Here is a 12,454-nt window from a genome sequence, read left to right as displayed (position 1 = left end):
GCCCCGCTGCGCGCGGGTGCGCTCGGAAGCCCGGGTGCGCTCGGAATGCCCGGGTGCGCTCAGAAGCCCGGGAGCGAGCCGAGCCCGTCGACCACCGAGGTGGACACCGCGGTCTCGGCGATCACGGTGCCGACCGGGGGGCCGACGCGGGTCGGGCGCCGCACCGTGTCCCGCTCGCCGGCGTACTGGCCGTCCACCGGGGAGATCAGCAGCTCGCTGCGGACCGAACCCTCGTCGTGCACCAGCGTCTGGTGCACCTCGCCGTCGAGGTTCGCGGCCTCGCCGACCGACACCGCGGGCAGCGCCCGCAGCGCGGCGTAGATCGTGGAGCGCAGCTCGGCCGGGACGGCGCAGGTGCGCAGCGCGTCGACCGCGCTCTGGAACGGGCCGGTGTAGCCGCGTCCGGGCGGGCTGTCGTCGATCAGGCGACGCAGGAGCCGGTCCGGGTCGCGCGGCAGGGCGGCCAGGAACGCGGGCGTGGGTGCGACCCAGCTGCCCGGCCGGACGGCCGGCACGTGCCCGTGCAGCTCGGCGTAGAAGTCGCCCCAGGGAGCGCGGAAGCGGCCGGTGGGCCACTGGTCGGCCAGGGTGAACCCGGCGTCGACGGCGGCGGAGCCGTCGCCGCTGAGCCAGAGCATCCGGCCGGTCAGCTCGCGGTCGAGCAGCCAGTCCTGGGCCGGGTCGGCCGGGGTCCACTGCTGGTGCAGGTGCTCGGAGTAGTGCACTGCCACGTCGTCACCGGCGAAGTACGTTCCCATCCACCAGGCGTGGGTCGCGGTGTGCCGGTACTGACCGGGTGCGATCGGTTCGTCGGAGGTCCGGATGGCCAGTTCGAGCAACGCGCGCTCCTCCTCTACCCGGTTCCCTGCCGTAGGTCGGTGGAGGCGACCGTGGGCGTGGAACGCGTGGACGACGTCACACATTGTGGAACGAGCCGGATACGCGTGGTGACCCGGCCCCGCCAATTGCGCCGTTCGGCGCAAGAGCCGCAGGCCCGAAGGGCCCAGCCCGACGCGGCAACACCGTGGGCCCTTCAGACCCGCGTCCTGGCCGGTTCCAGCGCGAACCCCCGGTAGCCGTCCTCGGCGACGGCGGTGCAGGTCCGCGTGTAGCGGGCGAAGCCACCGGCGTAGGGCATGAACACCCGCGGCTTGCCCGGCACGTTCGCCCCCAGGTACCAGGAGCTGGCCGCACGGGGCAGCAGCGTCGCCTCCGCGGCCTCCTGCACGTGCTCGCCCCACTCGCGCTCCGCATCGGGCTCGGCCTCGATCCGGTCCACCCCGCGCTCGCGCAGGTGTCCCAGGCAGTCGGCGATCCAGTCGACGTGCTGCTCGATGGAGGTCGGCATGTTGGTCAGCACCGACGGGCTGCCCGGGCCGGTGATCGTGAACAGGTTCGGGAAGCCGGACACGCCGAGCCCCAGGTAGCCGCGCGGACCGGCCGCCCAGGCCTCGCGCAGGGCGGTGCCGCCGGCGCCGGTGATCTCGAACGAGAGCAGCGGGCCGGTCATCGCGTCGAACCCGGTGGCGAACACCAGGTGGTCGAGCTCGTGCACGCCCTCCGACGTCCGGACGCCGGCCGGCACGATCTCCTCGATCGGTGTCGCCTTCACGTCGACCAGGCGCACGTGCGGCTGGTTGTAGGTCTCGAAGTAGTGCGTGTCGATCGGCGGGCGCTTGGTGGCGAACCCGTGGTCGTGGGGCACCAGCTTCTCGGCGGTCTCCGGGTCGTCGACGACCTCGCGGATCCGGTCCCGGAGGAACTCCGAGGCGGTCTCGTTCGCGTCGGCGTCGGCGAGCAGGTCACGGAACGACGCCCGGAACCGCAGCCCGCCGCGTTCCCACGCCTGCCGGTAGATCGCCTCGCGACGCTCCGGGGCGGCGTCCAGGGCGGACTCGTCGCTGACGACGAACGGGTGCCCGTTCGTCGACCCCGCCTGCACCGCGCGGATCTCGTCGTAGGAGGCCTTGTAGGTGGCGGACTCCTCGGCGCTCAGCGGACCGTTGCGGGCCGGGATGGAGTAGTTCGCGGTCCGCTGGAACACCGTCAGGTGCGCCGCGTCCGCGGCGAGCACCGGGACCGCCTGGATGCCGGTCGACCCGGTGCCGACGATGCCCACCCGCGCCCCGCGCACGTCGACGCCCTCGTGCGGCCACTGCCCGGTGTGGTGCCACTGCCCGGCGAAGGTGTCCAGTCCGGGGATGTCGGGCACGTTCGCGGCGGACAGGCAGCCCACCGCGGTGATCAGGTACCGGCAGCGCAGTACGTCACCGGCGGCCGTGGTGACCGACCAGGACCGGGTGTCCTCGTCGTAGCGCGCGGACTCGACGGACGTGTCGAACCGGATGTCGCGGCGCAGGTCGAAGCGGTCGGTGACGTGGTCGAGGTAGCGCTTGATCTCCGGCTGGCGGGGGTAGCGCTCGGTCCACTCCCACTCCTGCTCGAGCTCCTGGGAGAACGCGTAGCAGTAGTAGTAGCTCTCGGAGTCGCAGCGCGCGCCGGGGTAGCGGTTCCAGTACCAGGTCCCGCCGACGCCGCCGGCGCGTTCGAGCACCAGCGCGGACATCCCGAGACCGCGCAGCCGGTGCAGCATGTAGAGCCCGGCGAACCCGGCGCCGACGACGACGGCGTCCAGGTCGGGGGTGGTGTCGTCCTCGGCCACGGGCCCACTCCTTCGTCGAAGCACGTCGAGGGCGGGCGTCCGTGCGCCCCGCGGAACGGTCGTCCGTTCCTCCCCGCAGGTCAATCCATCACAGGAGCCGCCGGCGGGCAACAGGGCTACCCGGACACGGAGTGTCCGGGTAGCAGGCTCAGGAGATCCATTCCTTGAGCTGCGAGAGCAGCTTCGGCGGGTCCTGGGTCATCGGGTTGACGTGCAGGTAGGTGACGCCCGCCTCGGCCAGGGCGGCGATCCGCTCGCGTACGTGCCCCTCCGGGCCGATCAGGGTGACCCGGTCGATGAAGTCGTCGGGCAGCGCGGCCATCGCCTCCTCCTTCTTCCCGTCCAGGTAGAGGTCCTGCACGAGCTTCGCCTCGGCCTCGTAGCCCTGCTTGGCGAACACCGTGTTGTAGAAGTTCTTCCCGCGCGCCCCCATGCCGCCGATGTAGAGGGCGTACATCCCGCGGGCGGCCTGGCGCGCCGGCTCGAACATCTCCTCCTCGATCGCGCAGACGCCGCCGCCGGCGATCTGCAGCGTGCCGAGGCCCGGGTCCCGCTTGGCGAACCCGGCGTCGAGCGCGTCGCCGAACACGTCGCGGATCTTCTCCGGCAGCACGACGTGCGGCAGCCAGCCCTGGGCCAGCTCCGCGGTCATGGTCAGGTTCTTCTCGCCCAGCGCGGCCACCCAGATCGGGATCGAGTCCCGCTTCGGGTGGTTGATCAGCTTGAGCGGCTTGCCCAGACCGGTGCCCTCGCCCTCCGGGAGCGGGATCTTGTAGATGCCGTCGCTGTGCACCTTCTCCCGGCGCCAGGTCTGGCGGCAGATCTCGATGATCTCCCGGGTCCGGCCGATCGGCTTGTCGTAGGCGACGCCGTGGAAGCCCTCGATCACCTGCGGGCCGGACGCGCCGAGCCCCAGGTTGAACCGGCCTCCGGACAGGGCGTCGAGCCCGGCCGCGGTCATCGCGGTCAGGGTCGGGGTCCGGCTGTAGATCGGCAGGATCGCGGCGCCGATCTCCATCCGCTCGGTGCGCGCGGCCAGGTACCCCAGCAACGACACCGCGTCGAAGCTGTAGGCCTCGGCCGCCCACACGGCGTCGAGACCGGCCTTCTCGAGGCCGGTGACCGCGTCGGCGTTGCGGATGGGGTCGTCGCCGTAGGGCAGGATCGTGGAGAGCTTCACGGCATGTGGGTATCCGAGGGTTACTCGCGAGTCAAGTCGTGCAGCTCACACCCCTGGCGCGGTCCCGACGCCGGATAGGGGGGATTACCGCACTGTCTCCCGCGCCCGATTCGGGTGTCCTTGCATCATGACCCTCGAGGCCGCACCTCCCCGCACGCAGACCGCTGCCCCGCCGGCACCCGGCAAGGCACCGACGACTCTCGGCCCCACCCCCGCCGTCGAGACGTTCCTGGTCGGCATCTTCGTCGCCGTCCCGATGCTGGCGCTGATCGCCGCCGTCCCGCTCGCGTGGGGCTGGGGGCTGAGCTGGCTCGACATCGGTCTGGCCGCGTTCTTCTACGTGGTGTCCGGGCTCGGGATCACGGTCGGTTTCCACCGCTACTTCACGCACGGCTCGTTCAAGGCCAAGCGCCCGCTGCGGATCGCGCTCGCCGTCGCCGGCAGCTTCGCGCTGCAGGGCGGCGTCATCGACTGGACGGCCGACCACCGCCGCCACCACGCGTTCTCCGACAAGGAGGGCGACCCGCACAGCCCGTGGCTGCACGGTGAGAGCGTGCTCGGTCTGGCCAAGGGCTTCTGGCACGCGCACACCGGCTGGCTGTTCACCAAGGAGGTGACCAACCAGCGTCGCTACACCCCGGACCTGCTCGACGACCGGGACATCGCGCTCGTCCAGAAGCTGTTCCCGGCGATCGTCGCGGTGAGCCTGCTGCTGCCGGCCGCCATCGGCGGACTGGTGACGATGTCCTGGTGGGGCTTCTTCACCGCGTTCTTCTGGGCCGGCCTGGTCCGCGTCTCGCTGCTGCACCACGTGACCTGGTCGATCAACTCGATCTGCCACATCTGGGGCGAGCGCCCCTTCGCCGCCCGCGACAAGTCGGCCAACGTCTGGTGGCTCGCGGTGCTGTCGTTCGGGGAGTCGTGGCACAACCTGCACCACGCCGACCCGACCTGCGCCCGGCACGGCGTGAAGAAGGGCCAGGTCGACATCTCGGCCGGCGTCATCCGCGGCTTCGAGAAGCTGGGCTGGGCGAGCAACGTCCGCTGGCCCACCACCCGCCGGCTGGAGAAGCTGAGCAAGCCGACCGAGGCCGCCGCGGCCTGACCGGCACCTCGCAGGGACATACGGCCCGCGCACCCCGACCGGGGTGGGCGGGCCGTCCCGCGTCGCGGGGCCGGTGGTCGGGCCCGGGGCCCAGGGCTCAGGACGCGGCGACGGGCTGGCGCAGGATCGTCCGCCGCTTCGACGGCTCGACCCGGCGGGCGTCGCTGAGGTAGACCTCGTGGTGCCTGCCGACCATGGTCATGCCCGCGGCCGGGATGAACTCGTCGTGCATCCGGCGGAGCAGCCCGGCCTCGTCGTCGTAGGAGCCGACGTGCAGCGCCTGGACGCACCGGCCCTCCGAGAGCGTCTGCAGCCGCAGGTCGCCGAGCCGGGCCGGGCGGTCCTTCGCCGCGACCCGCTCCAGAGCCGCGGCGAACATGTCGTCGGTGACCCAGTCCGGCGTCATGATCATCAAGGTCCAGGACCACCGCGTCTTGTCCCGGGCGGTGGTGAAGGAGCCCATGTCCTCGGCCCACCACAGGCCCTCCAGCGGCATCACCACGTAGTCCCGGCCGAGGTCGGACCGGCTGGCGAACTTCAGCGAGTACGCGACCGGGTAGAGCGCCGAGACCGCCTCGGCGAAGGCCGCGGTGTTCGGGTCCCCGTGGCCGTCGACCATCAGGTAGCGCAGGTCCGGCACCTCGACGAGCGCGGGTGCGTCCCGCTTCGCCCGGTAGCAGCCGAGCGTCCGCTTGAAGTCGATCTTGTCGGTCACCGTCGCTCCCGGCTCGGACTGCGCTGGCGCCGGACGGGCCCCGACGCCCGGACCGGCCGGAGGATCGTCGCGACGCACGGGGCGGTCGTCAACACCGACCGCAGGTGGTGCGGTCGCGTCCGCCGCTACAGTCGGTCGGTGTGGCGGTGATCTACTGTTATGCGCCGCTCGGGGCGGGGCACGTCAACCCGACCCTGGGGGTCGTCGCCGAGCTCGTGCGCCGGGGTCACGACCTCACCTACTGGGCGCCACGCGCGTTCGCCGAGCGGATCGCCGAGACCGGCGCCCGCTACGCGCCCGTCACGTCCACGTGGGAGGCGATGGGCCGCGACACCCTGCCGCAGATGCATGGCCGGGAGCTCGTCCGGGCGATGGGGCTGCTGCTCGACGAGACCGAGGCGCTCGTGCCGGTCCTGGCGCGGGCTGCGGGCCGCGATCGTCCCGATCTGGTGCTCCACGACGGGGCGCTCGCCTGGTGGGGCCGCATTCTCGCGCACCGCTGGGATGTGCCTTCGGTGGAGACGTGGCCGAATCTGGTGAGCAACCGGCACTGGTCGATGAACGCCTACTCCAAGGTCAATCCGCTGGATCCACGGTTCCTGCGGATGATCCTGCGCATCGGCCGGTACCTGCGACGGCAGGGCATCCGCGACGTCCGCGGATTCACTCAGGGCGAGAGGGCGGCCCAGCGGCTGGTGACGCTCCCACGGGCCTTCCAGTACGCCGGTGACACGTTCACCGACCGCTACGCATTCGTCGGGCCCTGCTTCACCGAGCGTGGTTTCCAGGGCGAGTGGCGGCCGCCCGTGTCCGGTGCGCCGGTCGTACTGGTGTCGCTCGGCACCGCCTACAACGACCGCCCGGAGTTCTACCGCGAGGTGGCCACGTCGGCCGACGGGAGGCCGTGGCACGTGGTCATGGTGGTCGGCGACCAGGTGGACCCCGCGTCGCTCGGACCGTTGGCGGCCAACGTCGAGGTGCACACCGAGGTCCCGCAGCTGACCGTGCTCCGTCATGCCCGCGCGTTCGTCACCCACGCCGGGATGGGCAGCACGATGGAGGGGCTGGCGGCCGGGGTTCCCCTCGTGGCCATCCCGCAGATGGCCGAGCAGCGGGCCAACGCCGACCGGATCGCCGGGCTCGGCCTCGGTCAGGTGCTCGATCCCGCCCGCTCCGCCCCGGACGCGTTGTGGGAGGCCGTGGAGGACGTCGCCGGCGATCCGGACGTGCGCGAGCGGCTCGGCTGGATGCGCAGCGAGATCGCCGCCTCCGGCGGGGCCGCCGTGGCGGCGGACGCGGTCGAACGGGCCCTGCCCTGAACGCTCCGCTCGTTCCCACCGGTCACAGCCGCCGGCCGGGCCGGCCGGGTCACACCGTCCGGCGCTCGCGGCCGTCCCAGTAGGGCTTGCGGAGGTCCTTCTTCAGGATCTTGCCGGTGGGGTTGCGCGGCAGCTCGTCGAGCACGTCGACCGACTTGGGGCACTTGAACGAGGCCAGCTGCTCGCGGCAGTAGGCGAGCAGCGCGTCCGGGTCGACGTGCTGCCCGGGCGCGGCCACCACGACGGCCTTGGGTACCTCTCCCCACCGCTCGTCCGGCACGCCGATCACCGCCACGTCGCCGACCGAGGGGTGCTCGGCCAGCACGCGCTCCACCTCGGCCGGGTACACGTTCTCCCCGCCGCTGACGATCATGTCCTTGATCCGGTCGGTGACGAAGAGGTAGCCGTCGGCGTCGATGTGCCCGCCGTCGCCGGAGCGCAGCCAGCCGTCCCCGGTCAGCGCGGACGCGGTCGCGTCCGGCTTGTCCCAGTACCCGCTCATCAGCTGCTCGGTGCGGACCCAGATCTCGCCGGGCCCGCCGGTCGGCACGGGTGCGCCGGTCTCCGGGTCCCGGACCTCGATCTCCACGCCGATGATCGGCTTCCCGGCGGAGACCAGCCGGTGCGCCACGGACGGGTCGGCGTGGTCGGCCGGGCCGAGCGAGCTGACCACGCCGCAGGCCTCGGTCATGCCGTAGACCTGGTGCAGCTTCGGCCCGAACAGCGCCAGGCTGGCGCGCATCACCGGCAGCGGGCACGGCGAGGCGCCGTAGGACACCGCGCGCAACGACGAGTAGTCCCGCGCGGCGGCGTCGGGCACCTGGGTCATCGCGCCCATCAGCGCCGGCACCAGGAACGTGTGGGTGATCCGCTCGTCGGCGAACATGTCCAGCAGCGCCGCCGGGTCCGGCGTCCGGGCCATCACGATCCGCGCACCCTGGCCGAGCGCGAGCAGCGCGTAGCTCATCCCGCCCACGTGGAACAGCGGCATCGCGACCTGCACGACGTCGGTGGGGGCGAGCTCGAAGTCGTGCGCGACGTGCTCGGCGTGGCTGAGCATGCCGCGGTGGGTGAGCATCGCGCCCTTGGGGAAGCCGGTGGTGCCCGAGGTGTAGAGCTGCACGAAGCAGTCGTCGGGGGCGGCGTCGTACGGGGCGGCGTCGGGCTCGTGGGCGCCCAGCCAGGCCTCGTACTCGTCGGTGCCGATGCTCGTTCTCGCTCCGCTGCTCTCGGTGCCGATGCTCGCTCCGCTGCTCTCGGTACCGACGTGCAGCACCCGGCGCACGGTCGGCAACAGGTCCTTGACCTGTTCGACGGCCGGGGTGAACTCCGGCCCGACGGCCAGCAGCACAGCCCGCGCGTCGTTGATCACGTAGACGATCTCCGGCGGGGCCAGCCGGAAGTTGACCACCGCGTTCGCCGCGCCGATCCGGGCGCACGCCAGCGTCAACTCCAGGCACGACGGGTGGTTGAGGTCGAGCACCGCGATCCGGTCGCCGGGGCCCACCCCCTCGGCGCGCAGGGCCGCGGCGACCCGGCGGACCCGCTCGTCGAGCTGTGCCCAGGTGCGCCGGGTCGGGCCGAACCGGACGGCCTCGTCGTCGGGCCGTTCGGTGGCCCAGCGCTGCAGCAGGGTGGACACGGTGCGGCGGGTGTCGGTCACGGTGCTCCTCGGTGCGGGGGTCGGACGCAGCCATGCTGGCCTCCGTCGGCGTGCTACACCAGTCTCGTGCCGCGCGGTCTGTCCGTTTCGTCCACCCCGGGACGCGCGGGTGCGCGCCGCGGGGGCGACCCCTCGCACCGCACGTGCGGCGCGGCAGGGAGGATGGCCGCGCACGCGCCGACGATCGGGGGACCGACCGTGCAGAGCACGCACACACCGGACGGCAACGTCGGCCGGATCACCGTCGAGGGGCTCGGTAAGCAGTTCGGGCCCGTCGACGCCGTCCGCGACCTGTCGTTCACCGTCGAGCCGGGATCGGTGACCGGCTTCCTCGGGCCGAACGGCTCCGGGAAGACGACGACGCTGCGGATGATCCTCGGCCTGGTCGGGCCGAGCACCGGCACCGCGCTCGTCGAGGGCATCCCGTTCGCCGCGCACTGCTCGCCGGGACGGGTGATCGGCGCCGTGCTGGAGGTGCAGGGCGGGCACCCGAAGCGCACCGCGCGGGCGCATCTGCGGGCCGCCGCCGCGGCGATCGAGGTGCCGGACTCCCGGGTCGAGGAGGTACTGGCCCTGGTCGGGCTCACCGACGCCGCGGACCGCGCGGTCGGCGGCTACTCGCTCGGCATGAACCAGCGCCTGGCACTGGCCGCGGCGCTGCTCGGCGACCCCCGGATCCTGGTGCTCGACGAGCCCGGCAACGGCCTCGACCCGGACGGCATCGCGTGGCTGCGTGCGTTCCTGCAGTCGTTCGCCGCGTCCGGGCGCAGCGTCCTGGTCTCCTCGCACCAGCTCGCCGAGATCGAGCTGACCGCGCAGCGCCTGGTCGTGATCGACCACGGCCGGTGCCGCTTCGACGGCCCGATCGACGCGCTGCGGGAGAGCCAGAGTGGACGGGTGCTGGTCCGCCCGGCCGACCCGGCGAAGCTGGCCGAGGCCCTGGTCGCGGAGGGGCTGACCGAGGTGGACGCGGTCGACGACGGCTGGCTGGCCGTCGCCGGGGCGGACGCGGTGCGGGTCGGGGACGTGGCGCTGGCCGCCGGGATCGCGGTCTACGGGATGACCGAGGAACGGGTCGGCCTGGAGCAGATGTTCCTGCGGCTGCTGGCGGGGGAGAACGTATGACTCGCGACGACACACTCGTTCCGGTGGAGGGGTCATGAGCACCGCGGAGGTCCCGGGGCCGGGCCTGCTCGCGCGGATCGGGCCGGGGCACCGCTGGCGTGCGGTGCTGCGCTCCGAGGTCCGCAAGACGACGTCGGTGCGGATGTACTGGCTGCTGCTGATCCCGATCGTGGTGCTGGCACTGGCGATGAGCCTGTTCGGCTCGCTGATCACGCTGCTGGTGCCGGGCGCGACCGAGACCTCCCCGGTGCTCCTGCTCGCCGGGCTGGCCTCGACGCTGAGCGCGGTGTCGATCGTCGGCGGCGCGTTCGGCGCGCTGGCCTCCAGTGGCGAGTACCGGCACCGGACCGTCACCCAGGCCTTCCTGACCGGGTCCCGCGGGCAGGTGCTCGGATCCAAGGTCGTGGTCGCCGCCGGTGTCGCGGCGGCGTACGGGCTGCTCACGGCACTGCTCGGGCCGCTGCTCGGCGGTGCCGTGCTCGGCGGGCAGACGCTGCCCGGCGCGGGCGAGCTGCTCTCGCTGGGCCTGGTCGGGATGCTGGTCTGCGCGCTGTGGGGCGTGCTCGGGGTCGCGGTCGGCACGCTGGTGCCGAACCAGGCGGGCGCGGTCGCGCTGGTCGTCGGGTACTCGCTGGTCGGGGAGAACGTGCTCGCCGGGGTGATGCGGGTGGGTGACGACAACGGCTCGGTGTTCGCGCGGCTGACGTCGTTCCTGCCCGGCAACGCCGGCGACATCGCGCTCTACGAGAGCCCGGTGAACGCTGCCGGTCAGGGCGCCGACGGCACGCAGATCCTGGAGTTCCTGGCCGGGGTCAGCTCCCCGCCGCCGGGCTGGGTGGCGCTGCTGGTGCTGCTGGCCTGGACCGCCGCAGCGGTGGCGCTGGCGGCGGTCGTCGGCGGGCGCCGCGACATCACGTGAGGGCGTCTCGCGGGTCACGCCCTATCGGCGGGCGGACTGTCGGGGGCCGGGCATAGCCTGATCCGGTGCCGTCCTCCCCCTCGTCCGCGCCCGCCGAGGGCTGGATCCGCCGCCTCACCCGGGCATGCTTCAAGCACAAGGCGGTGACGATCGGCGCGATCGTCGCGTCGATGCTCGGGGTCGGTCTGGAGGCGGTCGGCCCGCTGCTGACCAAGCTCGCGGTGGACGGCGCCGTCGTCGGCGAGACGGCCGTGCTGCTGCCGGTCGTACTCGCCATCCTCGGCCTGGCCCTGGTGCGGTTCGGGTCGGCGTTCCTGCGCCGCTACCTCGGCGGCCGGATGGCGCTGGACGTCCAGCACGACCTGCGCCGCCAGGTGTTCGCGGCGGTGCAGCGGATGGACGGTGTGCGCCAGGACCGGCTGCGCACCGGGCAGGTCGCGTCCCGGGCGATCTCGGACCTGCAGCTGGTGCAGGGGCTGCTCTCGATCGTCCCGCTCAGCGCCGGCACGGTCGTGCTGGTGGTCACCTCGGTGGCGGCGATGCTCTGGCTCTCGCCGCTGCTCACCGTCGTCGCCCTGGTGATGCTGCCGGTGGCCGCGTTCATCACCAACCGCACCCGCAGGACCCTGTTCCCGGCGACCTGGTCGGCCCAGCAGCGCGCGGCCGAGATCGCCCAGCAGGTCGAGGAGACGGTCACCGGGGTCCGGGTGGTGAAGGGGTTCGGCCAGGAGGCCCGCGAGGTGTCCGGGCTGGAGGGCCGGGCCCGCACGCTCTACGGCGAGCGCCTGCGCGCGGCCCGGCTGACCGCCCGGCTGAACCCGGTGCTGCTGGCGCTGCCCGGGCTCGGGCAGGTCGCGGTGATCGGCCTCGGCGGCTACCTGGCCATGACCGGCTCGATCACGCTGGGCACGTTCCTGGCCTTCACCACCTACGTCGGGCAGCTGATCGGCCCGGCGCGGCTGATCGGCGCGCTGATCGTCGCCGCGCAGCTGACCCGCGCCGGCGCCGAACGCGTCTACGACCTGGTGGACTCCGAGCCCGACGTGACCGACCCGGCGGAGCCGCGCGCCCTGCCGGAGGGTTCGTTGTCGGTCGAGCTCGACGACGTCCGGTTCGGCTACACCGACACCGAGGCCCGCAGCGAGCCGGTACTCGACGGGCTGTCGCTGCGCGTCGAGCCGGGGGAGACGGTCGCCCTGGTCGGCCCCCCGGGCTCGGGCAAGTCGACGGTCGCGCTGCTGCTCCCGCGGTTCTACGACCCGCAGGCCGGGGCGCTGCGGATCGGCGGGACGGACCTGCGCGAGCTGCGCCTGCGCGACCTGCGCGCCGAGCTCGGGGTCGTCTTCGAGGAGGCGTTCCTGTTCTCCGACACGATCCGGGCCAACATCGCCTACGGGCGCCCGGACGCGAGCGAGGACGAGATCCGCGCCGCCGCGGCCGCCGCCCAGGTCGCCGGGTTCGTCGAGGAGCTGCCCGGCGGCTACGACACCGAGGTCGGCGAGCGCGGACTGACCCTGTCCGGCGGGCAGCGACAGCGGATCGCGCTGGCCCGGGCGATGCTCACCCGCCCGCGGGTGCTGGTGCTCGACGACGCGACGTCGGCGGTCGACACCGCGACCGAGGCGGCGATCCACGACACCCTGCGCGAGCTCACCAGCGACCGCACGACCCTGCTCGTCGCGCACCGCCGCTCCACCCTGGCGCTGGCCGACCGGATCGCGGTGCTCGACCACGGCCGGGTCGTGGACATCGGCACCGAGGACGAG

General features: G+C 73.0%; 10 protein-coding genes. 5 read left to right on the top strand and 5 right to left on the bottom strand.

From position 1 onward, the window contains the following. Positions 1-59: 59 nt before the first annotated feature. The 3 genes from I4I78_RS08095 to I4I78_RS08085 form a co-directional block, all read right to left on the bottom strand. Positions 60-839, bottom strand: a complete 780-nt coding sequence (locus tag I4I78_RS08095) for a hypothetical protein (protein ID WP_218610602.1) — start codon at positions 837-839, stop codon at positions 60-62. Positions 840-1,033: 194 nt separating this feature from the next. Continuing rightward, a complete protein-coding gene (locus I4I78_RS08090; protein ID WP_308251972.1) occupies positions 1,034-2,662 on the bottom strand; it encodes an NAD(P)/FAD-dependent oxidoreductase in 1,629 nt (542 codons plus the stop codon). A gap of 148 nt (positions 2,663-2,810) precedes the next feature. Then, positions 2,811-3,842, bottom strand: coding sequence for an LLM class F420-dependent oxidoreductase (locus I4I78_RS08085; protein ID WP_218610601.1), 1,032 nt, complete (start codon positions 3,840-3,842; stop codon positions 2,811-2,813). 127 nt (positions 3,843-3,969) lie between these two features. Between I4I78_RS08085 and I4I78_RS08080 the strand changes: the two genes are divergently transcribed. After that, on the top strand, positions 3,970-4,947 hold the full coding sequence (locus I4I78_RS08080; RefSeq protein ID WP_218610600.1) for an acyl-CoA desaturase: 978 nt from the start codon (positions 3,970-3,972) through the stop codon (positions 4,945-4,947). Positions 4,948-5,044: 97 nt separating this feature from the next. Here the strand turns inward: I4I78_RS08080 and I4I78_RS08075 are convergent, their stop codons facing one another. After that, the gene (locus tag I4I78_RS08075; protein WP_218610599.1) at positions 5,045-5,662 is read right to left on the bottom strand and encodes a GyrI-like domain-containing protein; all 618 of its coding nucleotides are present in this window, start codon (positions 5,660-5,662) and stop codon (positions 5,045-5,047) included. 140 nt (positions 5,663-5,802) lie between these two features. Here I4I78_RS08075 and I4I78_RS08070 point away from each other — a divergent pair, with 140 nt between their 5' ends. Beyond that, positions 5,803-6,981 carry a macrolide family glycosyltransferase gene (locus tag I4I78_RS08070; RefSeq protein ID WP_218610598.1) on the top strand — a complete coding sequence of 393 codons (1,179 nt, stop codon included), beginning with the start codon at positions 5,803-5,805 and terminating at the stop codon, positions 6,979-6,981. A 49-nt stretch (positions 6,982-7,030) separates the two neighbouring features. Here I4I78_RS08070 and I4I78_RS08065 read toward each other — a convergent pair whose 3' ends face one another. Then, on the bottom strand, positions 7,031-8,644 hold the full coding sequence (locus tag I4I78_RS08065; RefSeq protein ID WP_218610597.1) for a long-chain-fatty-acid--CoA ligase: 1,614 nt from the start codon (positions 8,642-8,644) through the stop codon (positions 7,031-7,033). Positions 8,645-8,842: 198 nt separating this feature from the next. On the opposite strand from I4I78_RS08065, the gene I4I78_RS08060 reads away from it, so the two are divergent. From I4I78_RS08060 to I4I78_RS08050, 3 genes are all read left to right on the top strand, one after another. Continuing rightward, positions 8,843-9,769 (top strand): ATP-binding cassette domain-containing protein, encoded by a 927-nt coding sequence (locus I4I78_RS08060; RefSeq protein ID WP_308251971.1) that lies wholly within the window; start codon positions 8,843-8,845, stop codon positions 9,767-9,769. Between the two features lie 34 nt (positions 9,770-9,803). Next, positions 9,804-10,688 carry a hypothetical protein gene (locus I4I78_RS08055; protein ID WP_218610595.1) on the top strand — a complete coding sequence of 295 codons (885 nt, stop codon included), beginning with the start codon at positions 9,804-9,806 and terminating at the stop codon, positions 10,686-10,688. Between the two features lie 65 nt (positions 10,689-10,753). Continuing rightward, positions 10,754-12,454 (top strand): ABC transporter ATP-binding protein (locus I4I78_RS08050; protein ID WP_218610594.1); only part of this gene is annotated, 1,701 nt, incomplete at its 3' end.

The organism is Pseudonocardia sp. KRD291 (assembly GCF_019263595.1).
GTDB lineage: Bacteria > Actinomycetota > Actinomycetes > Mycobacteriales > Pseudonocardiaceae > Pseudonocardia.
The sequence above is the reverse complement of the archived record's forward strand: the minus strand, read 5'-3'. Positions and strand labels throughout refer to the sequence as shown.

Excerpts from the sequence above, each read along its gene's own strand:
- I4I78_RS08080 (WP_218610600.1), top strand. The coding sequence starts at position 3,970 with ATGACCCTCGAGGCCGCACCTCCCCGCACGCAGACCGCTGCCCCGCCG.
- I4I78_RS08055 (WP_218610595.1), top strand. The coding sequence starts at position 9,804 with ATGAGCACCGCGGAGGTCCCGGGGCCGGGCCTGCTCGCGCGGATCGGG.